Source organism: Rhizobium sp. P2_G2 (assembly GCF_056403555.1).
Genome location: NZ_JBFUFF010000055.1, coordinates 1 through 23,920, shown reverse-complemented (window position 1 = coordinate 23,920; position 23,920 = coordinate 1). Strand labels below are relative to the sequence as shown.

The 23,920-nt window shown below is 60.8% G+C and carries 12 protein-coding genes; 7 read left to right on the top strand and 5 right to left on the bottom strand.

Annotation, left to right across the window (positions count from 1 at the left end; genetic code table 11):
* Window positions 1-2 precede the first annotated feature (2 nt).
* Entirely contained in the window at window positions 3-1,493 is a 1,491-nt protein-coding gene (gene tig / locus AC1D06_RS27755) for a trigger factor (RefSeq protein ID WP_477989040.1), read from the top strand.
* A 150-nt stretch (window positions 1,494-1,643) separates the two neighbouring features.
* Here the strand turns inward: tig and AC1D06_RS27750 are convergent, their stop codons facing one another.
* The gene (locus AC1D06_RS27750) at window positions 1,644-3,053 is read right to left on the bottom strand and encodes a M10 family metallopeptidase (RefSeq protein ID WP_477878420.1); all 1,410 of its coding nucleotides are present in this window, start codon (window positions 3,051-3,053) and stop codon (window positions 1,644-1,646) included.
* A 247-nt stretch (window positions 3,054-3,300) separates the two neighbouring features.
* Here AC1D06_RS27750 and AC1D06_RS27745 point away from each other — a divergent pair, with 247 nt between their 5' ends.
* The 5 genes from AC1D06_RS27745 to AC1D06_RS27725 all read left to right on the top strand — a co-directional run bounded on the left by AC1D06_RS27745 (window position 3,301) and on the right by AC1D06_RS27725 (window position 17,530).
* Window positions 3,301-4,878: a caspase family protein gene (locus AC1D06_RS27745; RefSeq protein ID WP_477989039.1), complete on the top strand. Its 1,578-nt coding sequence runs from the start codon at window positions 3,301-3,303 to the stop codon at window positions 4,876-4,878.
* 179 nt (window positions 4,879-5,057) lie between these two features.
* Window positions 5,058-10,343: a beta strand repeat-containing protein gene (locus AC1D06_RS27740; protein ID WP_477989037.1), complete on the top strand. Its 5,286-nt coding sequence runs from the start codon at window positions 5,058-5,060 to the stop codon at window positions 10,341-10,343.
* Between the two features lie 164 nt (window positions 10,344-10,507).
* Complete coding sequence (locus AC1D06_RS27735; protein WP_477878417.1) at window positions 10,508-10,897, top strand: DUF6165 family protein; 390 nt, start codon at window positions 10,508-10,510, stop codon at window positions 10,895-10,897.
* Window positions 10,898-10,997: 100 nt separating this feature from the next.
* A complete protein-coding gene (locus AC1D06_RS27730; protein WP_477989035.1) occupies window positions 10,998-16,022 on the top strand; it encodes a tetratricopeptide repeat protein in 5,025 nt (1,674 codons plus the stop codon).
* Window positions 16,019-17,530, top strand: a complete 1,512-nt coding sequence (locus tag AC1D06_RS27725; RefSeq protein ID WP_477989034.1) for a tetratricopeptide repeat protein — start codon at window positions 16,019-16,021, stop codon at window positions 17,528-17,530. The genes AC1D06_RS27730 and AC1D06_RS27725 overlap by 4 nt, the downstream gene beginning before the upstream one ends.
* 12 nt (window positions 17,531-17,542) lie before the next feature.
* Here the strand turns inward: AC1D06_RS27725 and AC1D06_RS27720 are convergent, their stop codons facing one another.
* Window positions 17,543-18,736, bottom strand: coding sequence for a glycosyltransferase family 4 protein (locus AC1D06_RS27720; protein ID WP_477878414.1), 1,194 nt, complete (start codon window positions 18,734-18,736; stop codon window positions 17,543-17,545).
* A 193-nt stretch (window positions 18,737-18,929) separates the two neighbouring features.
* Entirely contained in the window at window positions 18,930-20,015 is a 1,086-nt protein-coding gene (locus tag AC1D06_RS27715; RefSeq protein WP_477989032.1) for a DUF2865 domain-containing protein, read from the bottom strand.
* A 153-nt stretch (window positions 20,016-20,168) separates the two neighbouring features.
* Between AC1D06_RS27715 and AC1D06_RS27710 the strand changes: the two genes are divergently transcribed.
* A complete protein-coding gene (locus AC1D06_RS27710; RefSeq protein WP_477989031.1) occupies window positions 20,169-21,020 on the top strand; it encodes a UDP-2,3-diacylglucosamine diphosphatase in 852 nt (283 codons plus the stop codon).
* Between the two features lie 36 nt (window positions 21,021-21,056).
* Here AC1D06_RS27710 and AC1D06_RS27705 read toward each other — a convergent pair whose 3' ends face one another.
* Window positions 21,057-22,265, bottom strand: coding sequence for a hypothetical protein (locus tag AC1D06_RS27705; protein ID WP_477989029.1), 1,209 nt, complete (start codon window positions 22,263-22,265; stop codon window positions 21,057-21,059).
* Between the two features lie 332 nt (window positions 22,266-22,597).
* Window positions 22,598-23,860, bottom strand: coding sequence for a Glu/Leu/Phe/Val family dehydrogenase (locus AC1D06_RS27700; protein WP_477989028.1), 1,263 nt, complete (start codon window positions 23,858-23,860; stop codon window positions 22,598-22,600).
* Window positions 23,861-23,920: the final 60 nt, after the last annotated feature.

Genomic DNA, 23,920 nt, shown 5'->3' with positions numbered 1-23,920 from the left:
ACATGCAGGTTATCGAAACGCTCGCTGATGGGCTGAAGCGCGAACTGAAGGTCGTCATCCCGGCCAAGGACATGGAAGCTCGCATGAACGAGCGTCTCGAAGAGGTCAAGGGCCGCGTCCGCATCAATGGTTTCCGCCCGGGCAAAGTGCCCTTTGCCCACATGAAGAAGATGTACGGCAAATCTGTCATGGCTGAACTCGTCAACGAGATCATCCAGAAGCAGCCGAACGAAATCCTCACCGAGCGCGGCGAAAAATCCGCCACGCAGCCTGAAATCAGCATGACCGAAGACCAGGCCGAAGCCGAGAAGATTCTCGCCGCCCAGGCCGATTTCGAATTCAAGGTTGCCTACGAAGTTATTCCGGCGATCGAGATCCAGGACGTCAGCGGCATCAAGGTGACGCGCGAAGTCGTCGAGACACCGGAATCGGAAGTCGACGAGCAGATCCTCAAGATCGCCGACAGCGCCCGTACCTATGCCGACAAGGATGGCAAGGCCGAGGACGGCGACCGCGTCACCATGGACTACGAAGGCAAGGTCGATGGCGTGCCGTTTGAAGGCGGCAAGGATTCCGGTGCCGAACTTGTGCTCGGTTCCGGCCGTTTCATCCCCGGCTTCGAAGAGCAGCTGGTCGGCCTCAAGGCCGGTGACGACAAGACCATCACCGTAACCTTCCCGACCGAATATCCGGCCGCCAACCTCGCCGGCAAGGAAGCCACCTTCGACGTCTCGGTCAAGGCTGTTGCCAGTGCCGCAGCACTCGAGATCAACGACGAACTCGCCTCCAAGCTCGGCATCGAATCGGCCGACCGTCTGCGCGAAATCGTCCGCGGCCAGCTCGTCAGCCAGTTCGGCACCATCACCCGCCAGAAGGTCAAGCGCCAGTTGCTCGACCAGATGGACGCACTCTACTCATTCGACATTCCGGAAACCCTTGTTAACGCCGAATTCGAGCAGATCTGGCGCCAGATCAATTCCGACCTCGCCCAGTCGGGCAAGACCTTCGAAGACGAAGACACGACGGAAGAAAAGGCGCGCGACGAATATCGCAAGCTTGCCCAGCGTCGCGTCCGTCTCGGCCTGGTTCTGTCCGAGATCGGTGAGAAGATCGGCGTCGAAGTCTCGGAGGACGAGATGAACAAGGCGCTCTATGCGCAGATCCAGCAGTTCCCGGGCCAGGAAAAGGAAATCATCGAATATTTCCGCAACACGCCCGGTGCCATTGCCGGCCTGCGCGCCCCGATCTTCGAAGAAAAGGTCGTCGATCACCTGCTGACGCAGGTCGACGTCACCGACAAGACGGTCACCAAGGAAGAACTCCTGGCCGAGGATGAGGCGGACGCCGCCGAGGCTTCGGCGAAGGCCGACAAGCCGAAGAAGAAGGCCGCCGCCAAGACCGAAGCCGCTGAAGCCAGCGCCGAAGGCGAGGAAGCTGCTCCGAAGAAGAAGGCTGCGCCGAAGAAAAAGGCCACCGACGAGAGTGCTGAGTAATCAGCATCCTCATTGATGCAAAACACAACGCCGCTCCGAAAGGGGCGGCGTTGTGTTTTTGGGAGCACGACCTGAACAGCTGCGAAGGTCATGCGCCTCACGTTGCGTCAGCCGCTTCACTTGCCGTCCGAAGTCAGCACCGCAAGTGATTCAAGCCAATATGAAATCGTTGGCATTCAGATTGTTCATGTGGACGCCATCGATGGTCAGAACGTCACCGTTGCCGAAGTTGAACCGAACGCCATGGCCGTGGTTCTCCGCATAGTGCATAACGCTGTAATCGGGGTAGACTGCACTGTCGAAGAACACCAAGCCGCTATAGCTGCTGACATCGATCTTGTCCTGGCTGCCGAAATCCTTGACCTCGTCATGGCCCCAGCCTGACTTGAAGACGAAATCGTCCTTGCCTGCGCCGCCGATCAGCTTGTCACTGCCCTCATAGCCGGAGAGCGCATCATTACCTGCGCCGCCGACCAGCCGGTTGCGTGCGGTATTCCCCCAGATAACGTCACTGCCCGATCCGCCGATCGCATCTTCGATCAGCGAGCGCGAGTCGCCGTTATACTGCAGCGCATTATAGATATTGCCGGCCGCCAGATGCAGGCCGTTATGGTCATATTTGCCGAGATTGGCGAGCTGGCTGTGGGCGAAGGTCGAATAGGCGCCGGGCTGCAGATCGATTGCCAGATTGCTGCGATAGGCGTGCAGGTCATAGGTGTCGTGACCGCCGCCGTCCCAGATCGTGGCGAAAATATTGTCGCCGGTGCCGTCGATCGCCAGGTGGCCGTTGACCCAGGTATTGGCGTTGCCGGGCCTCCAGCTATAGGTCGTGCTGCCGCTGTTGACCTTGAAATTTGCTCCATACATGTGCTGCAGGGCAGCGATGTCGGCCATCATATAGGTCTGAGGGTACCCATAGACTTCGTTGTGGTAGCCGCCGGTGTCGTCGTCATAAGCATAACTGTGATAGGTCATCACAGAATATTCGAGCGAATCCCACTGTTCAGGTATTTTCGGCTGGCCGAAGTCGAAGCTGTGCCCGTGCTTCAGCCCGAGCGCGTGGCCGGTTTCGTGGATGACCGTGGCAAATTCGTAATTGTTTTCCCGCGCACCGGAATAATGGTGATAATTCGGCCCAAACCAGACGTCGCCACCCTTTTCGTTGCCCGCAGGAAAGTTGCCCATCGCGGTCGGGTTCTTGTAGGAGGATTCCGCGTAGCGGATCACCGAGCCCGTATCCGAGCCGTGGCTGATATGCAGCTGGGTAAAGCCTTCGACCGAAAAGCCGTCATTGGCGGCGCTGCCGTAGCTGCGGTCGAGGATGAATTCGGCGGCGTTCCTGATCGCGCCGCTGACAGCGCCGAAGCCTTTGTCGGGCTCGTGGTGGTAATGATAGTCGTTATGGCTGTTCGGGAAGGCATAGGTGAGTACATTGCCTTGCCATGCCAGACCGCTCATGACGCCGTCGACAAAATCGCTGCCGATATTCTGGACGTGCTTGATGCCGAGTATGCCGTGCGCGCCGATCTTGTTGGCGCTACTATCCTGCTGATCGCTCATCGTCACTCCCCCCGAAGTTTGGTCCTCAGCATCAGTGCTGAGGACGCGATTGCGAGACATTATATTATATGACGTTTCGGTGATGATTTTCATCGATACCAGGCAAATAAATCTGCCCTATTGCCCTTCTTCTTTCGAGACGCTGTCCGAACATATGGCCATCGTGAAGAATAGACTTGGAGGCTCGCACGTCATCTGCCACGATAGGGATCGTCAACCGCCTTCCGCCCGATTTCGGAGCCTCTCCATGTCCGTCGTCACGCGCCTTGCCGCGACTGCACTCCTCCTGGCAACACCCGCTCTTGCCCATGCCGAGCGCACCTTCGGTCTCGTGATCGGGATCAACAATTATCATTTTGTCCAGACGCTGGATGGCGCGCGCCCCGATGCGATCGATATTTCGCAGGCGCTGAAACGCAACGGCGCCACGCAAGTCGTGACCCTGCTCGACGACGACGCGACGAAGGCGAATGTGACCGGGGCCTGGCAAACGCTGATGAATGAGGCACAGCCAGGTGACGTCGTCGTGTTGTCCTATGCCGGTCACGGCGCTCAGGCGCCGGAGCGCAATGCCGGCGAAGAGAAGGACCATCTCGACGAGTTCTGGGTGCTGACTGGTTTCGACCCGCAGYATGTGCGGGACACCTGGCACGAGACGATCTTCGACAACGAACTCTATGACTGGGTGACGGACGCCTCGCGGCGCGGCATACACGTGGTCGTGGTCGCCGACTCCTGCCATGCCGGCGGCATGGACCGGTCCGTCACAGGCAAGATGCGCTTCCTCGATTTCAGCAAGAACCGATCGATGAGCGACCTGATGGCGCGGATGCTGGGCAGCGACAGTGGTACCGGCCAGGTTTCCAATATCAGTGAATCGGTGCTGCCTGCCAATGTGACGCTGCTTGCCGCCACGCCCGAGGCGCAGTCCGTGCCGGAAGTGGCGATCGACGGCAAGGCACGGGGCGCGCTGAGCTGGAGCTTTGCCCGCGCCATCGAAGGCATGGCGGACGAGAACGGCGACGGCATCGTCAGCCGCAACGAGATGGAAGATTATATCATGGCCAATGTCCGCATGCGATCCGAGTCGCTGCAGACGCCGGTCTTCACGCCGCTTGCGGCGCGCTCGGCCGACGAGGCGATGATCCCGCTCACGGCGCAGGCCAATGTGCAGATGGCGAGCGAAACGGCCGGGCAGGGCGCCGTCAGGCCGGCTCCACTGGCGCGGGACCTCGGCTTCAAGCCTGTGCTGCCTGTCGTCGTCGAGGGCAGCAATGTCAAGCTGGAAAATACCGTCAACGGCAACCTTCCCTATATCTGGGATGCGAAGAAGGGCGTGTTCAGGACCCCGAACGGCGATATCGCGGCGGAGAATGTCAGCGCCTATACGGTCAACGACGTCGTCTCGAAGTTCATCCTCGTCGATTTCCTCAAGGCTGTTGCGTCGAAGAAGCCAGGTCACACAATGATCTCGCCGCAAAAACCGCTCTATCGCGCCGGCGATAGGATCAAGTTCGACGCCCTGCGCGGCAATTACCGCAATATGCTGGTCTTCAACTTGGCCAATACTGGCGAGGTGCAGTATCTCGACATGATGGTCGACGGCCAGCCGATGAGCAAGGAATTCCTCAAGGAAATGCAGGTTGTGGCGCCCTTTGGCTCGGATCACCTGATCACCATCGCCTCCAACCAGCCGCTCGAACCGATCGGCCGCGTGGTGCAGCGCGGGGTGTCGCCGAAGGAACTTCTGCAGGTGTTGCAGAGCCGGATCGACGGTACCGATACCGCGGTTTCCATCACTCCGATCTACACACGCAACAATTGAGCGAACCGCTAATATAAGGCTGCCAGAATTATGAGAATCGAGGTAACCAACAGTAAGACTTAAGTAAGTTTTTGCCCCTAGGATCACGCCAGGAATACGTGAAAAGGGGCCGTATTAACATGCCAACTTCGTCTCAAACCAAAACCATCAGTAGCATCTCGGATCTGTCAAGCCTGACCTTGACGAGCAGCAACGACACCATCACGATCACCGATGGCGTCAGCGGTAACATCGACCTCGACACCGGCAATGACAAGCTGACGCTCAAGGGCGACGGCAACAATGTTACGCTGTCGAACACGGAAACGGTGATTGCCGGATCGGGCAGCGACATCATCACCCTCGCCGACGCCAACACCGACGTTGTCAACGGTGGTGCCGACGACGACACGCTCAACTTCGGAACCGCTGGCGGCACAGTCACGGTCTCGAATATCGAGGTGATCGCTGGCAATACAGGTACTGACAACGTTGTCTTTGGCGGGGCTGCCAATGGCGTTGACATCGACCTGGGCGCCGGCAACGACACGGTCACGCTCGGCAAGTTTGCCAATGCGGTCTTCCTGACAAACGTTGAGACCGTCAATGGCGGCATCCTTGTCGACAATGTCACGCTCGATGACGCTGACACCACCTTCGTCGACCTGAAGGCCGGCAATGACAAGCTGACGCTGAGCGACGATGGTGCGACGCTGACTGTTGCCAATGTCGAAACGGTTGTTGGTGGAGAAAGCGACGATCTCGTCACCGTGCAGGGCGCACTTAAGGGTGGCTTCTTCAATCTGAGTGAAGGTGACGACACGCTCACTCTCGCCAATGGCGTCAACAATATCACGATCAAGGGTGTCGAAACCCTCACCGGCGGCACGGGCAACGATACGATCACCATCGGCAGCCGTGCTACTGCGATCGACATCGACCTCGGCACTGGTTCCGACAAGGTCGTGCTCGGCAACTATACCAATTCAATCGACGTCGCCAATGTCGAGACCGTCACCGGCGGTACCGGCAGTGACACGGTTTCGATCAATGGCGCCACCACCGGCAGCGTTTACAATCTCGCCGGCGGCAACGACAAAGTCTATCTCGACGCCACGGCTGGCGGCACGATCTCGGTTGGCAATGTCGAAACGATCGTCGGCGGTACGGGTACGGACAAGGTTGTCTTCACCACGGCTGCCGCCCTTTCCATCGATCTTGATGCTGGTACCGACACTCTCGTCCTCGGCAAATTCGCCAACAACGTCACCGTCGCGAACATTGAAGTGGTCACTGGCGGTTCGGCCGTCGATATCGTTACCTTCAGCGCTCAGGCAGCTGGGACCATCGACCTCGCCGGTGGCAACGATAGCCTCGTCCTCGGCAATTTCGCCAACACCGTCACCATCGCCAACATCGAGACCATCACCGGCAATGCCGATGTGGACGTTGTTGTTGCCACGAGCACCATTTCCAAGGGCTCGATCGACCTCGGCGCTGGCTCCGACAGCTTGACGCTGGCTGGCGCGTCCGGTCTGACGGTCTCGAATGTCGAAACCATCACCGGCAGCAACAAGTCTGAAGATGTCATCCTCGCCACTCAGCAGACCGGCGACGGCTATATCGACCTCAGCACTGGAAAGGACTCGGTCACCCTGTTGACCGGCGTCAATAACACCATCTCGATCGCCAATGTCGAAACCATTACCGGCAAGACCGGCGACGACACGGTCTTTATCGACCAGGCCGCCACCGGCTCGACGATCAACCTCGGCGCGGGCAACGACACCCTCGATATCACTGGCTTCGGTGGCACGTTCACGGTGTCCAACGTCGAAACCATCACTGGCGGTGGCGCGCATAACGACGTCGTGACGCTCGGCGCTCAGGCTGCTGGCGTCGTCATTGATCTCGGCGGCGATATCACCGATACCGACAGTGACAGCCTGACCCTCGGCAACTTCGTCAACACCGTGACGGTTTCGGACGTCGAAGCCATCACCGGTGGCAAGATGGTCGACAAGGTCTATCTTGGCGGCGCAGTGACCGGCACGATCGTCGATCTCGGTGTGGGTGCCGACACGCTCGACCTGTCGAACGCCACCGGCGGTGCGACGGTTACGGTCAACAATGTCGAAACCCTCACCGGCAGCGCCAATGACGACGTCGTCACGCTCGCCGTCAACCAGTCTGCGGCCCTGTCCTTCGATCTCGGCGCCGGCAACGACACCCTGAACCTCGGCAATATCAATGCGACGATCACGATCGCCAACACCGAAACGGTCGTCGGCGGCTCGGGCAATACGGTACTTATCGTCTCCGACAGCACGTTCGAGGGTACGCTTGACCTCAGCACCGGAAACGACACTGTCACGCTCGCCGGCGCGGGGCCGAATACGCTCACCGTGGCCAATGTCGAGACGATCAAGGGCGGTGCGGGCTCCGATCTGGTGACAGTCGATAGCAATGCCGCTTACGTGAGCCTTGGCGGCGGCAATGACTCGCTGACGCTTGGAGCCAGCGGTGCGACGCTGACCGTCCTCGATGTCGAAACCGTGACCGGCGGTGCCGGCAGCGACGTGATCACCGTGGGCAGTGCCCTGCCGACCGGCGGCAGTGTCGCGGTCTTCGATCTCGCCGGTGGCAACGACACGCTGACTCTCGGCAAGTTCACCAACTTCGTCTCGGTGACCAATGTCGAAACCCTCACCGGTGGTGCGCTGAACGACACCGTGTATCTCTACGGAGACACGGGCGCCGTCATCGACCTCGCTGCCGGCAGCGACAAGCTCGACCTCTCGGGCATGACGTCGGACGCCTCGGTCACGATCTCCAATGTCGAAACAGTCCTCGGTGGCACCAACAACGATACCGTGGTCATCAACGTCAAGACGACCGGCATCACCATCGACCTCGGCACCGCCGCGAGCGACAGCGACACGGTCACCATCGGCGGCGCGATCGTAACAGCGACGATCTCCAATGCTGAAGCGATCACCGGCGGTGCATCCAGCCAGGTCATCACTCTTGGCTCGGCCTATACTGGCGCGATCGACCTCGGTGCAGACAACGACTCTCTGACACTCTCGGGTGCCGGCGTGAACTCCGTGACGGTTGCCAATATCGAAACCATCAAGGGTGGGTCTGCGGTCGACAATATCGTCCTCAATGACTCGACGACGAATGCCACGGTCAGCATCAGCGGCGGCGCTGGCGCCGACGTCGTGACCTTCGCTGACATCGCCACCACGCTGACGGTTTCGGACGTCGAATCGATCCTCGGCAGCACGCATGACGACGTGGTCTCCACGGGCAGCGCCGTCACCGGTGCTACTTTCGACCTCGACGCCGGCAACGACACCGTCAACCTCGGCAAGTTCGTCAACACCATCACGTTGATCAACGTCGAAACGGTACACGGCAATACGCTGAACGACATCGTCTCGCTCTCCGGCTCGATCACTGCGGTGACCGTCGACCTGGGCGCGGGCAGCGATAGCCTCGACATCAGCGCGGCGACCGCCGACACCACACTGACGGTCTCCAACGTCGAAACCTTTACCGGTAGCGCCAACAACGACGCTGTGACCCTCGGTGCGGCAGTGACTGGTGCGACCTTCGATCTCGGTGCCGGCACGAGTGACACCCTGACCTTCGCCGCGGCTGGCGGTACGCTCACGCTCAGCGGTGCGGAAACGGTCACCGGCGGCGCGGGCTCCGACAAGGTTACCCTCGGCGACAGCCCATCGGCACTCGTCATCGATCTGGCTGGCGGCAACGACACCCTGATCACGGCTGCTGGCGGTGTGACGGCGACGATCCAGAACATCGAAACTGTTACGGGTGGTGCAGGCGTCGACAACATCGTCCTCGGCGGTGCTTATGCCGGCGGCAACCTGAACCTGGGCGGCGGCGTGGATGTCGTCACCTTCGATGATGCCGGCGCAACGATCAGCCTCTCGGGTGTCGAAAGCGTCCTGGGCGGCGCGGGCGACGATGTGGTCACCTTCACCGCTTCGGTGACGGGCGCCTCGATCGACCTCGCTGTCGGTACGAACGACGTCGTCAACTTCGGCAACTTCGCCAACACCGCAACCATCTTCGCGGCTGAGACGATCAATGGTGGCAGCAGCAACGACGTCATCTCGCTCTCCGGCAACTGGGCTGGTGGCGTGATTGCTCTCGGTGCCGGCACTGGCGATACGCTCAACATCCTCGGCGCCGCGACGATCACCGTCTCCGGTGCAGAAGTGATCACAGGCGTGGCAGGTGACGATACCGTGACGCTCGGTGGCGGTATCTCCACCAGCATCGACCTCGGCAACGGCAACGACACCCTGTTGTGGGGCAGCACCGCGGTGACGGCGACGGTCGCCAACATCGAGACTCTCACCGGCGGTTCGGGCGATGACGTGATCACCTTCTCGGCGGCTCCTGCTTCGGTCATCGACCTCGGCAGCGGCACCGACACTTTGAACCTCGGTGCTCTCGGCGGCGCGGTCACGGTGAGCAATATTGAAGTGATCAACGGCGGTGCAGGCACCGATGTGGTGACCCTCGAAGGCAACGGCAGCGTCTACTACGGCACGATCGACTTGAGCACTGGCTCCGGCGACACGCTGAACCTTGGCGCCGACGGCGCTGTGGTCACTGTCAGCGGTGTGGAAGCTCTGGTCGGCGGCATTGGCGACGACAAAGTCACCTTCCTCGGTGCAGCCAACATGTCGCTCGATCTCGATGCAGGTACCGACAAGCTGACGCTGGCGGATGCCGGTGCGACGCTGACGATCAGCAACATCGAATCGGTTGTCGGTGGCGCCGGTGACGACAAGATCACCGTCAGCACTTCGACTGCTGCGGGCTTCAACCTCGGCGACGGCGACGACACGGTGATCTTCTCGGTCGGTGCGACCGCGACGCTCTCCTCGGTCGAGACTGTCACCGGCAGTGCTGCCGACGACCTTGTCAGCCTGAAGGCCAACTACGATCACGGCACTTTCGACCTCGCTGGTGGCAACGACACCCTGGTATTCCTGGGTTCGGGCACGGCAACGGTGTCGAACGTCGAAACTGTGACCGGCAGCAGTCGCGACAACGAGGTGACGGTCTCGACCAACGGTGTGGTTGCCGACCTTGGTGGCGGTAACGACATCATCCATGTCCAGGGCGGCACCAACGTGTTGACCGGTGGTTCGGGTTCGGACGAGTTCCACTTCACGACGGCCTCGACGGGTACGAACACCATCACCGACTGGGCCGAAGGTTCGGACTTGGTTGTTCTCGATAGTGGCGTGATCTCCGGCTCGCTGACTTATCTCGGCGACGACGGTACGTTCTCCGGCAGCGGCTCGGCGCAGGCGACCTTCGACACAACCAACCACCTCCTGAAGATCGATACCGATGGTGACGGCACCGCCAACATCTCGATCACTCTGACGGGCGTCGGTTCGGGTGTGCTGGACTCCTCGGACATCTCCTGGAACTAAGCGTAGACCAACGAATGAGGAAAGGGCGCGGCGCAAGCCGCGCCCTTTCGCATGGCGCCGACACCGCTGCGGAAATCTTGCCGTCACGGCAGAATAAATTCCAATCGGGGACTTTACTCTTTAGGATGAGTCCAGCGTGATTCTTGGCTGCCATGGGGAAATCGATGATCGAAGTGCCGGTGTCTTGGGGTGAGCTGGTCGATAAGATCACCATCCTGCAGATCAAGTCGGACCGGATGACGGATGAAGGCAAGCTTGCCAACGTCCGCAAGGAGTTGACTTTGTTGACGGAAAAGCTCGGCCGCCACGCGTCTGAGGCCGAAGTCATCAGGCTGACGAAAGCGCTTTATGACGTCAACGCCGCGCTCTGGGACATTGAGGACCATATCCGCGACTGCGAGAATAGCGGCGATTTCGGCGAGAAATTCATCAGGCTGGCGCGTTCCGTCTACATCACCAATGACAAGCGGGCCGAACTGAAGCGGGAAGTCAATGCTGCGCTCGGCTCGGAATTGATTGAAGAAAAATCCTATCAGAAATACAAGATCCAGTAGTTTTCGGTTCAAGGCATATCCGGCGCTGACGTCATCAAGCTTCGAGCAATGCGCGACCGTGTAGTCTGCTCGCCGGAAAACGGTGCAGGAGCATGTGCGCATGGGAGAACAGAGGATCGGCGTCGAGGGATTGTCCGTCGAGGATTGCCGCCGCATGCTCGGGGAAGGGCGGATCGCCGAAGGGCTCGAGGCGCTGAAGGCGCTGGAGCTCGACCAATCCGAAAATGCCGCTCTGCATCACTATCTCGGCGTAGCGCTGCATCTGTCGGGCCGATCACGCGAGGCGCTGGAGCATTTCGATCGTTCGCATGCGCTCGAACCGGATCAGCCGGTCGTCTGCCAAAATCATTCGATCGCGCTGCTGATGGCTGGCGATGCTGAACAGGCGGCCGCGATCGCTGAGAAAGCGATCGAGCTCAGGCCCAAGGCCGTCGGCGGCTATGTCAACCTGGCACTCGCCGAACTCCGGCTGAAGAAGATGGACGATGCCTGGCGCACCATCCAGCGTGGCCTTAGCGTAGCGCCCGGCCATGCCGGYCTTCTGACCCAGGCAAGCCATATCGCAATCGAGACGCAGCGCTGGCAGGATGCCGAGGAGATGGTGGCCACGGCAATCAAGGCTGCACCCGACAGTGTCGACGCGCGCTTCAATGCCGCTATGCTCAACCAGCATCTCGGGCGTGACGAACTGGCGCTCAAGGAATTCGACATCCTGCTGAAGGCCCAGCCGGACCATCAGCCCGCCTTCATCAATGCCGGCGTGTCGCTGCGCAATATCGGACGGATAGACCAGGCGATCCGCCATTTTACCATGGGCCTGAAGATCTGGCCCGATTGGCCCGCGCTGCGCTTCAATCTGGCGCTCACCCGGCTCTATGCCGGCGACTGGCTGGCCGGCTGGAACGACTATGAACTCCGAGCCGCGGTCGCCCATTCGCTGGAGAAGGCGCCGCGGCCGGAAAGTCCGCGCTGGGACGGAGGCGATATCAGCGGCAAGACCCTGCTCGTCATCCATGAACAGGGTTTTGGCGACGTCTTCCAGTTCATTCGCATGCTCGGCTTTGCGCGCACGAAGACTGACCGGGTGATTTTCGTCTGTCCGAAACGCCTCTTTTCGATGCTGTCCTGCCTGGAATTGTTCCGCGGCCCCGGGCTGACACTGGTTTCGGACGAAGCACCGCTCCCGGCCCACGACGTACATCTGCCGCTGCTGTCACTGCTCAGACTGGCGGCAACGACGCCCGAGACGGTGCCGGCCGCGCTGATGAAGGTTGAACTGGAGGCGGAGCGCGTCGACAAATGGCGTGCCTTCGGCGCCGGCAAGGACGCAGCCGGTAAGCTCTGGCGCATCGGCCTTGCCTGGCAGGGCAATCCGCTTGCCGCCGTCGACCGCGGCCGTTCGTTCCCGGCTGCCGAACTGGCGCCGTTGTCACGGGTCGGTGACAAGGTGCAATTCATCTCCTTGCAGCGTTTTGTCGGGGTCGATAAGCCCTTGCCGCCGGGGCTCGATGTGCAGGTCCCCGGGGCTGATTTCGATGCTGGTGAGGACGGTTTCGTCGACACGGCGGCGATGATGATGTCGCTCGATCTGATCATCACCTCCGATACATCCGTGGCGCATCTTGCAGGCATGCTCGGCCGGCCGGTCTGGCTGTTCCTCAAGAGCGTGCCGGACTGGCGCTGGGGCGGTGAGGGGGTAATCACGTCCTGGTATCCGACGATGCGCATCTTCCGCCAGCGCGCGCGCGGCGATTGGAAGAGCCTGTTCGAGGAAGCGGCCGATGATCTGGACAGACTGATCGTGCGGCCCGACAAGCGGTCCGAGGCTGCTGCGGCGCGCATGCCTGCGGCAATCGAGATGCATTCGTCGGGCCGTTTCAAGGAGGCATTGGACATCTATGAGCCGGCGCTCGGCTCGCGCAAGGGCGATGCACAGCTTCTGAATTTYCATGGAATGATCCTGCTCGATACCGGCCGTCGCAGTCCGGCTGCCGCGCGTTCCGGCCTTGCCTTCGCCGCCCATTCCGTGGCGCTCAGGCCGGGCAGCGTCGATTTCTGGAGCAATTTTGCCGTCCTGCTCGACAACCTCGGCAGCCGCAAAGATTCGCTCCGTGCGTTGCGCTACGCTCTTATCATCAATCCGAAGCACGTGCCCGCGCTGATCTCTCTGGCGAAAAAGGAATCGTCAGGGGGCAATTTCGACAAGGCGCTGCAGACGCTGCAGCAGGTGCTGACCGTCAATCCGAAATCGGTGCCGGCGCTCTCGGCGCTGTCGACGGTTTATGCAGACCACGACAAGCGGCCGGAGGCGGAGCGGGCTTTGCGGCGCGCCATCGACCTTGCGCCCGATGACCCCAAGCTCTGGGTGCAGTTGGGCGCCAACCAGTCCGCTGCCGAGCGTCACGCCGACTCCGCCGAAAGCTGGGAGCATGCACTGACGATCGACCCCGGCAATCCCGATGCATGGAGCAATCTTGGCGTTTATGAGCGCAACTACGGTGCGCTCGGCCTGTCGATCTTTCTGCAGCGTCGCGCCGTGGAATGCGACCCGCAGCATGCCGAGGGCTGGAACAATCTTGGCATTGCCGAGCTCGAAGCCTCGCAGGACGTCGCCGCGGCAGCGGCCTTCCGTCGCGCGATCCAGGCAAGGCCCGGCTATGCCGATGCGCATCTGGCGCTTGGCATGACCTTCCTCAACGCCGGTGATTACGAGCACGGCCTGCCCAGTTATGAGCATCGGCTGAAAGCCGAAAAGCTTGGCATTGCCATCACCAAGCCGAACCTGCCTTACTGGACCGGCGGCGATCCGAAGGGTCAGTCGATCTTCCTGATGGCGGAGCAGGGTTTTGGCGACGCATTCCAGTTCTCGCGCTATGCCGTGTGGCTGAAGGCGCATGGCGCCGCCAAGGTCTATATCGGTTGCCGCAGCCTGATCGGCCACCTGCTTGCCAGCATTCCCGGGGTCGACGGCGTCTATGGCGACGGCGACAAACTGCCCAAGGCCGACTGCTTCGCCTTCATGATGAGCATGCCCCATCTGACAGGCATGCGGCTGGAAACCGTTCCCGCCTATGAGAGCTACATTACAGCGGATCCCGCACGGGTGACGAAATGGGCGGAATGGCTGGCTCAGAAACCAGGCTTCCGCGTCGGCGTGGTCTGGCAGGGCAATCCCGATCCCAAGGTTGACAAGGGCCGCTCCTATCCGCTCGCAGCACTTGAGCCGCTTGCAAAAGTGCCGGGCGTGCGCCTGATCGCATTGCAGAAGGGCAAGGGCGAAGAACAGCTCGATGCGCTCGCCGACCGTTTCGAGGTCGACCGGCCGGGCGCGGATTTCGATTCCGGCAAGGAGGCCTTCGCCGACACGGCGGCGATGATGATGAATCTCGATCTCATCGTCACCTCCGATACCGCCGTGGCGCATCTGGCCGGTGCACTCGGCAAGCCCTGCTGGGTGGTGCTCAAGTCGCATCCGGAATGGCGCTGGCTGACGGAGCGCTCCGACAGCCCCTGGTATCCGATGACCCGGCTTTTCCGCCGCTTCGACCGCGAGGAAGAGGCGACCCCGTTTGCCGCCGTCATGGGACGCGTGGCGGCGGCACTGGAAAAGCTGGTGACAGGCGACCTGTCGCAACGGCACGTGAGCGCGCCGAGCAGCCATGGCAAGATCCTGCCTTTCGATGCCGCGGCGATCTACAATCGCGCGCTTGCGGAGCAACGCCAGGGTGATCAGACCGCCGCGGAGGCCAGCTTCGCCGAAGTGCTGGACTATCCGAAGCTCAGGGCCGGCGCGCTGAATATGATCGGGGTGATCGCGCTGCATCGCGACAAGAACCATCGCGCCGTCATGCTGTTCCGCGAAGCCGAGCGGGCAGGGCTGGCAAGCTCGGAATTCTTCACCAATCTTTCCATCGGCCTGCGCCGCATCGGCAAGATTGACGATGCGCTCGCCTATCTGCGCCGAGCGATCACGCTGAAGCCGACCGCCGAGGCGCACCTGTCGCTCGGCAATATCCTGCGCGACGAATGCCGCTGGGAAGAATGCCTGGAAAATTACAATGCCTCGGTCAAATTGAAGCCGGACTTGTCCAAGGCCCATCGCGGTATCGGCAACCTGATGCGCGATATCCATCGCCCTGAGGAAGCGCTGGCCGCCTTTGAAAGGGCCAGGGCACTCGAACCGAAGGATGCGGACCTGATCCTCGATCACGCCCATGCCAAACTGTTCGCCGGCGACTTCATCGGCGGCTTCATGGATTATGAGGCGCGCTGGGGCAGCCGCGAGATGAAGCCGCGAAAGCTCGACATGCCGCGCTGGGACGGCTCGCGTCAGCCCGACAAGACCATCATGATCCATGGTGAACAGGGCTTTGGCGATAACATCCAGTTTGTTCGCTTCGTCAACGAGGCGGCCAAGCGCGTCGGCAAGGTGATCCTTGAAGTGCGCGCGCCCCTGATCAGCCTGTTCAAGACGCTAGAGACCGACATGCCGATCGAGATCGCCGAGCAGGGCAAGGACAAGCCCGCTTATGATCTCGAAATGCCGATGCTGACATTGCCGGTGATCCTCGGCACGACGATCGACACCGTGCCGCCGCCGGCGAAGTTCGACATCGCCCCGGAGCGCGTCGCCGTCTGGCGTGAGCGCTTGCCGAAATCCGGGCTCAATGTCGGCCTGATCTGGCAGGGCAACCCCAAGGCGCGCGCCGATGCCGGGCGCTCGCCCCCGCTCTCGGACCTTACGCCGCTGCTGGATGTCGAGGGGGTCAATTTCGTCAGCCTGCAAAAGACCGATGGGCTCGACCAGATTGAAGGCACAGGATTTGCCAATCGGATGATCGTGCCGGGCGCAAAGCTCGGCGATTTCGCCGAGACGGCGGCTGCCATCCTGGCGCTCGATGTGGTGATCTCCTCCTGCACCGCGACGCTGCATCTGGCCGCAACGCTCGGCGTGCCGGTCTTCGGCATGCTGAAATACCATTCCGACTGGCGCTGGCTCAACGAGCGTAACGACAGTCCCTGGTATCCATCGCTGAAACTTTTCCGCCAGAAGACCGTGTTCGACTGGAAGAGCGTCGCTGAACCCGTGAAGGCGGCTTTGGCCGAGCGTGCGTCCAAGCAATGACCGATGCGGAGATCACCGAATTGTTGATGCAGGCCGTTGCCCTGCATCAACAGGAGAAATTCACCGAAGCAAGGGGCATTTACGAACGGGTCCTCGCCGCCCATCCCGACAATCTCGATGCGCTGATCTTCCTCGCCTCCGCCGAACGCGGCCTCGGGCGGCTGGAAGAGGCGGTCGCCCTCTATGACCGGATCGCCGAGCGCGATCCGCAACGGGCCGATTTCTGGTTCAACCGCGGCAACGCGCTTGGCGAGGTCGGCCGGCGCGAGGAAGCTGTTGCCGCCTATGACCGGTCACTCGCTCTTGATCCGAATGGCGCGACGGCGCTCGCCAATCGCGGCATCAACCTGGGAAAACTGAACCGTCTGGATGAGGCGCTCGACAGCTATACCCGTGCGCTGGCCATCAATCCCGACCACCAGATCGCGCTCAACAATATCGCCAATCTGCTCGCCGACCAAGGCCGCCTGCACGAAGCGGCAGACTATCTGCGTAAGACCATCAGCCATCATCCGGATCTGGCCGAGGCGCATTACAATCTCAGCCACGTCCTGCTCAAGCTCGGCGATTTCGCCAACGGTTTTCGCGAATATGAATGGCGCTGGGACACACCGGACTTTTTCGACAAGCCTGGCTATCGCGATATCCCGGTCTGGACCGGCCAAAAGCTCGACGGCAAGCGGCTGATCGTGCATTCGGAGCAGGGGCTCGGTGATACGATCCAATTCGCTAAAGTCTTGGGTTTATTGGCGTCACTGGGTGGTGATGTGGTCTTTCACGTACCCGCCAGGCTGGAACGGCTGCTCTCCACACTGCCGTTCCCGATCAAGGTCACCGGCGCGCACGGCGCCACTGATGGTGATTTCCAGGTGCCGCTGATGAGCCTCATGCATCGGCTGAAGCTCACATTCGGCACCGTGCCGCCGGCGCCGACGTTCCTCTCCGCTGAGCCGTCCGAAATGTTGCGCTGGCAGGACCGGCTGGCGCTCGACCGTACGCAGCCGACGATCGGTTTCGTCTGGCAGGGCAATCCCAATTCACCGGCCGAACGCGGCCGCAGCCTGCCGTCGCCCGACCTGCTGGCACCGTTCGCGGAACTCGAAGGCGTGCGGCTGATCGCCCTGCAATTCCTTTCCGAAGAAGCACTTGAGCCGGCGGAGACGCCGTCCGGCTGGCGGGTGAAGGGGCTGACTTTCCTGATGGAACATCCCGGCCCGGACATGGATCGCGGACCGAACGCCTTCGTCGACACAGCCGCGATCATGGCCAGCCTGGACCTAATCGTCTCGGTCTGCACCGCACCGCTGCATCTGGCCGGTGCGCTGGGCCGCCCGACAATGGCGCTGTTGAAGGCGGTGCCGGACTGGCGCTGGCTGCTCGACCGGCCGGACACGCCCTGGTACCCGGCTATGGGGCTGGTGCGGCAGGGGCGGGGAGAGGATTATGCCCCGGTGATCGCCCGCGCCGTTGAGGTGGCACGCAACAAGTTCAGGCGGCGAATGGCGTAGAGAGTACCTTGGTTAGCCGGCGAAGGACCTGACGATGGTCCGCATCTGGTCTGCCGTCCGCGCCCAACTGTAGCCGGCTAACTTTGCTGCGCCGCGCTCGCCGCGGCGGCGGGCGCCGTTGCGGTCGCGCCAGATCTGTTCGAGCTTGTCGTCGATTTCCTCGACGCTGCTTTCGCCCCAGCCCGACACGTCACCGACGGCAGCACCTTCTCCGGCGATTGGCCGCTGGTGTTCGAGTGCGAAGCAATTCTGGCCGTCGATCAGGTCCAAATGGCCTGTGTTGGCCGAGAGGATGGTCGGTACACCGCAGGCCATCGCTTCCATCGCCACCAGATTGGTGCCGCCTTCCGAGCGATTGGGGAAGAGCGCGGCGTCCATTTCGCGCAGAATCGGCGGCATCAGCGCGTTCGGCACCGGCCCGAGATCGAGGAATTGGTTGTCCGCCAGGCCATTGCTGCGCGCCCATTGGAACAGGTCCGGTTTGCCCTTTTCGTCAAAGGGCATCGGCTCGGTGCGGCGGGAAATGTCCAGCGTCTTGGCGAGTTTCGGCCATGGGCTGTGCCAGGCGGTGACCAGCAGCGCCTCCGGATGGCGCTTGGCGAATTTTGCAAAGCCGGCCATCACCAGATCCTGCCCTTTGCGCAGTTCGAGTTTGCCACCGGAAAAGACCATGAACCGGTCCGACAGCACGCCTTGGCGATGTGCGGGGTGGAAGAGGGTAGGGTCTATGCCCTGGATGACCGTGGTGACGCTGTTGACGCCATGGGCGCGCAGAATCTGTTCGTTCCAGGTCGAGCCACAGACGATCAGCGGATATTTCTTCGCCCGCTCCAGTGTCTCTGCCGCCAACTGCGGGATTTCGAAGAACACGACGGCGACGGTCGGCGAGCCGTTGAGATCGGTATTGGCCGTTGCCTTGGCCGCCTGGAATTCATTGCCGAGCGCCGAAAGCACGATCGCATCGACGCCGACGGATTGGCCCTCGCGCTCCTTCAATTGCTGCACGAAAGTCCGGGTCTGCATTTCGAAGGGTCTGAGCTGCAGCCAGCGCAGCGGATCGACGACCACCTGCTCGTGCGTGAACGGAAACGAACTGCGGGCATCGATGCCGCCCTCGCGCGCCCAGTTGAGCGCCAGATTGAGCCCATAGACGCCCCAGCCGAAGAAGCTGGAGATACCCCAGTGGATGACGACCTTCTGATTCATGATGCCCCGCAGCGCGATTCTGTTTGGAGCGGAGTTTACGGAAAGCGCGCCAGCGTTGAAAGAGGCTATTGGCGACGGTGAGGCATCATACTTCGCCAGCCACAGTCTGTTCTTGGTAGAGAGTATCAAATGCAACGATTGTGAAGCGCCACTCGATCCTTTTCTCTGGACGAGAAGAAAATACCGCGACCCATCACCGCATCTCTGTCTGCGACCTGGTGAAATCGATCTTCTTGTCCGGAAAAAACTTCGGCCCGATCACCCGGATGCTATCGTTCGGCACATAGTCCCGCACCTTGGGCTTGGCGACATTCTCCGCCACCAGATCCTTCTTCAGGCTCGGCCTGAGCGCCGGCTTGACCCAGACGATAGCGCTTTCCTTCTTAGGGATGCTCGCGGGATCGTCGACATAGGATTGCCGCCTCATCATCTCCTTGTAATAGAGTGAGAAGTTGCAGCCGCATTGCGGTTGGCTCCCCGGCTTTTCCACGCGGAATTTATAGGCCGTCGGCAGGTCCGAATAGGGATGGCCCGTCACCGCCGAGCGCATTTCGGAACTCTCCGACATCAGCGGATGGTAATAGAGTTCCGTCTCGGTGCCGGGGCACATCATCKAGCAGACCTGTGCGTCGCGCTGGAAATTCAGCGGCGAGGCATTCGACGAAACAGGAAAGTAAGCGCCGTCGCAGGTCCGTACGCACATGGTACGCAGGGTGCCGTTCGTCGCCGTGCCGCCGAGATCGACGAACTGGCTGCCGTGGTAGTCCGGTTCACCCGAGGGCACGCGGATCGTCTCGAAACCATTGGGATCGTCGCGCACCAAAGGCTCCGTGCCGTCCTCGCTTGGCGTGCTCACCAGTTGCGGCTCCTCGTTGCAGCGCTCTTGCTTGAGCGCGTCGATGATCTGCTGGCGCTTGTTGATGCCGCCTTCCGATGTCAGCGACACGCGCTTGTTTTCGAGGATTTCGAGATTGCGCTTCATCCGGTCCAGCTTGGCGCCGAGATGTTCGCATTTCATGGCATTCGGTCCGCCGATCACCATCAGGCTGCCGGAGGAACATCCGACCTTGCGCAAAGTGAGTTCGAGCACGGCAAGGCTCTGCTTCTGCGCATTGATGGCGCGGGCATATTTTTCCGCCTCGACATTGGGCTCATCATTGTCCGTCAGCGTGGCGAACTGAAAGCGGAGTTGATCACAGCTATCGGAGGCGACTGCATGAGCCGTCGGCAAAAGCCCGAGCAGCAACGCCGCGGCGGTCGTTCTCAGATAAGCGGTCATGGCTTGGTCTTCAGCGGCAAAAATGTCGTTTCGAGCTCAAAACATGCCCGAAAACCGTGAAGGCCGGCTTAATGGCAAGGGTAAATCTCGGCCTGTCATAAAGCTGATACAGGAGTCTGATTTTCGAGAGGCTAGATTTTCGTGAGGCAGGCTATGTCCGAAGAAGCAGAAACCCACGCTGACAATGTCGAGGCCCGCAGGTTTCGCACCATCTTCCTCTCGGACCTCCATCTCGGATCGAAGGCGGCGAAAGCGGACTTCCTCCTGGACTTCCTGCGCTGTCATGATGCGGAGACGATCATCCTGGTCGGCGACATCGTCGATGGCTGGCGGCTGAAGCGCTCGTGGCACTGGCCGCAGAACTGCAACGACGTCGTCCAGAAGCTGTTGCGCAAGGGCCGCAAGGGCGCCCGTATCGTTTACATCCCGGGCAATCATGACAGCTTCATGCGCGATTATCCGGGCGTGCATTTCGGCGGTATCGAAGTCGAGATGAACATCATCCACGAGGCGGCCGACGGCAAGCGTTACCTTGTGCTGCACGGCGACGAGTTCGATGTCGTCGTCCGCAACGCAAAATTCATCGCTCATCTCGGCGACTGGGCCTATGACATGGCCATGCTGCTCAACGTCTGGATCGCCAAGGTGCGCCGCGTTCTTGGCCTGCCCTATTGGTCGTTTTCGGCCTGGGCCAAGCAGCAAGTCAAGCGGGCCGTCAACTTCATCGGCGAGTTCCAGAACGTTGTCGCCGAAGAAGCTCGCCGCCATCAGGTCGACGGCGTCATCTGCGGCCACATCCATCACGCGATTATCGAGGATATAGGTGGCACCACCTATATCAACACGGGGGATTGGGTGGAAAGCTGCACGGCCATCGTCGAGCATTTCGATGGCAGCATGGAACTGATCCGCTGGCAGAATGTAGGCAATGTCAATCCGACCGACGGCCCGCTCGTGCCGATCCGCCTGCTGACCGCGCCGATCAAGGAGCCGCAGGCGGCGTAGAGCCTGTCCTGGCTTTGACTCGGCTCTTTCTGTTCGTCAGAACACGAAATTATCCTCGGTGAGATTGGCTTTCTCGAGCCCCTGGAGCAGCACGCTGTCCTGACCGGCGAAGATCATGACGCCGCCATGGACGTCCTTGACGTGATGATCCATGAGGTCGTTGAAATCGGTGATCGCGCTCCACTTGGAGACGTCGAGATGATCCGCAAACTGGCCCTCGACGAAGTTCTTTATGGTGTCCTTGCCGTCGCCTGTCGCAAACAGGAAGGTATCGGACGAAAACGCTGCGCCGGATAAAGTGTCGTCGCCTCGGCCGCCGGACAGAGTGTTGTCGACCCCCAAAGCCTTGATGACATTGTTGCCGGAATTGCCGAAAATCTCCTGTCCCTCTGCGCCGCTGGCGCCGGTGCCGTTGATATTGCCATGACCGAGCAGGCGCAGAATTTCGACATTGGCGCTCAACGTGTAGGACACGGTCGATTTGACCGTATCCGTGCCGTCATCCGCTGAGGTATTGGAAAATCCGATGGCCGCATTGTCGGTGATCAGCGTGTCGTCGCCGTCGCCGGCCGTGAAGGTGCCGGTAAAGGTGCCGCCGCGCGTGTCGAAAAGGTTGTTGCCGTTGCCGAGGCTGACATTTCCGTTGATCGTGCCGTGGTTGATGACCTTGTCGTTGCCATCCGATCCGGAAATGGCATCGAATTTCGATGTGACAACGCCTTCATTCCTGAAGGTAATCGATGTGCCCGGATCCGTGGAAAAGGAAATGCCGGTGCCGCCGGTGGACTTGATTTTGCCGTCGGCCGCATTGTCGATGATGGAATGGTTGCAATCGATCAGGTCGATGGAGGTGCCGCCGGTGACGATATCGCCGTGATTGGTCACATGGCTCCTCTTGCCAAAGATCATTATTCCCTCTTCGCTCGTGGATATCAGGCCGTCATTGACCATCGTCTGTTGATCGCCGCCCAGCCGGACGCCGGTCAAGCCATTGATGACGCCGCTCTTGCTGTTGGTGACGTTGGTTCCCTCGCCGTCCAGAAAGAACGTGATCGTGTGCTCGCCGTTGTTGGCGGTTACGTGGCCGTTGTTGACCAGCGTATTGCCCGACACATCGGAATCTTCAAAAAACGCTGAATTGTTCCTGACGTCGATCGTGGCGCTCGCAAGGACTGTCCAGGTACTGTCGGACTGATTGAGATTGGTGACGGAATGCTTGGTACCCTTGATGGTGAAGTCGGCCATTGGCTCGTCTCCGTGGCTTGGGATGAACAGCAATTCTCAGCAGGTATGGTGTCATTGCTGCAGTCGTAGCCCATCTACATCAGTGATGGTCGAAACTGCAGAAAGATGAGGGAAGGCTTCGTCTTTAGTATTTCCTCGCCGACAAAAGTTAACAGATGTGCTTTGTCTGTGCAACTGAACTAAATAAGCGATCACGACTATATCAGCCAAGCCTTCGCGGACGACATCGACGGAAATGGCCAGGGGATGCGCGATGGCGTGTCCGCTCGCCAAGCAATGGACGCGGCGAGGCAATTCCCGCCACGTCATATTCGCCGTCCGGCGAGCTCATCTCACGGGAACAGCCCGCGCGTCGCCTTGGCCTGCGCCACCTTGTCGACGCCGATCGCCATGGCGGCGACGCGATGCGAGATCGCATCCTTTTCCACCCGCTCCATCACCCGGCCGAAAGCATTGTCCAGCAGATCCTTGAGCCGGCCAATGACTTCCGTGCGGCGCCAGAACAATTGCTGCAGGTCCTGCACCCATTCGAAATAGCTGACGATCACGCCGCCGGAATTGCAGAGGATGTCGGGAATGACGAAGATCTCGTTGCGCCGCTGGTCGAGCACCAGGTCGGCTTCGGGCGTGGTCGGGCCGTTGGCGGCTTCGGCGAGGATGCGGCACTGGAGTTTGGCCGCGACATCGGCGTCGATCACCCGCTCGATCGCCGCAGGCACGAGGATGTCACAGGGCTGAACGAGCAACTGGTTGGGGTCGAAGGCGAGTTCGGTCGAAAAACCCTTCAGTGATCCATGCTCGCCGGCATGGCGAAGCAGGGCGTCGACATCGAAACCTCTGGGATTGAAATAGCAGGCCGTGTGATCCGAGACGCCGATGATCTTCACGCCTTGCTGGGCGAGCTCCAGCGCGGCGTAGGAGCCGACATTGCCGAAGCCCTGGATGATCGCCGTGGCGTTGCGCGGGCTCAGTTGCAGCCGCTCCATGACGCGCTGGATGAGATGCGCGACGCCCAGACCCGTTGCTTCGCGCCGGCCCTCGGTGCCGCCGGAGGAGACCGGCTTGCCGGTGACGATTTCGTTGACCGTGCGTCCTTGATACATGGAATAGGTGTCCATGAACCAGGCCATCACCTGTTCGTTCGTACCCATGTCCGGCGCCATGACGTCGACATAGGGGCCGACGAAGGGGATCATTTCTTGCATATAGCGGCGCGACAGGCTTTCGAGCTCGCGCTTTGACAATGAATACGTATCGACCGTGATGCCGCCCTTGGCGCCGCCATAGGGCAGGCCGGCGAGCGCGCATTTCCAGCTCATCCAGATTGCCAGCGCCGACACCTCGCCGATATCGACGCTGGGCGCAAACCGCGTGCCGCCCTTGGTCGGCCCAAGCGTCAGGTGATGCTGCACCCGGTAGCCCTGGAACACGGCGGTCTCGCCATTGTCGAGATTGATCGGGCAGGAAATGGCGATGGCGCGCTTCGGATAAAGCAGCCGATCGCGCTTGCCATCCTCGATTTCAAGATAGTCGGCGACGTGCTGGAATTGCTTGCGGGCCATTTCGAAGACTGGACCCGTATAGATGCTGGACATTCCGTTTCCTCATGCCGCTTGGTGATTTCGACGCGACCGGGGAGGCGGCAATCCCACGGT

Coding starts and splice junctions, on each gene's coding strand:
- AC1D06_RS27725 (WP_477989034.1), top strand. CDS start 16,019: ATGACCGATGCGGAGATCACCGAATTGTTGATGCAGGCCGTTGCCCTG.
- AC1D06_RS27720 (WP_477878414.1), bottom strand. CDS start 18,736: ATGAATCAGAAGGTCGTCATCCACTGGGGTATCTCCAGCTTCTTCGGC.
- AC1D06_RS27735 (WP_477878417.1), top strand. CDS start 10,508: ATGATCGAAGTGCCGGTGTCTTGGGGTGAGCTGGTCGATAAGATCACC.
- AC1D06_RS27700 (WP_477989028.1), bottom strand. CDS start 23,860: ATGTCCAGCATCTATACGGGTCCAGTCTTCGAAATGGCCCGCAAGCAA.
- tig (WP_477989040.1), top strand. CDS start 3: ATGCAGGTTATCGAAACGCTCGCTGATGGGCTGAAGCGCGAACTGAAG.
- AC1D06_RS27705 (WP_477989029.1), bottom strand. CDS start 22,265: ATGGCCGACTTCACCATCAAGGGTACCAAGCATTCCGTCACCAATCTC.
- AC1D06_RS27750 (WP_477878420.1), bottom strand. CDS start 3,053: ATGAGCGATCAGCAGGATAGTAGCGCCAACAAGATCGGCGCGCACGGC.
- AC1D06_RS27710 (WP_477989031.1), top strand. CDS start 20,169: ATGTCCGAAGAAGCAGAAACCCACGCTGACAATGTCGAGGCCCGCAGG.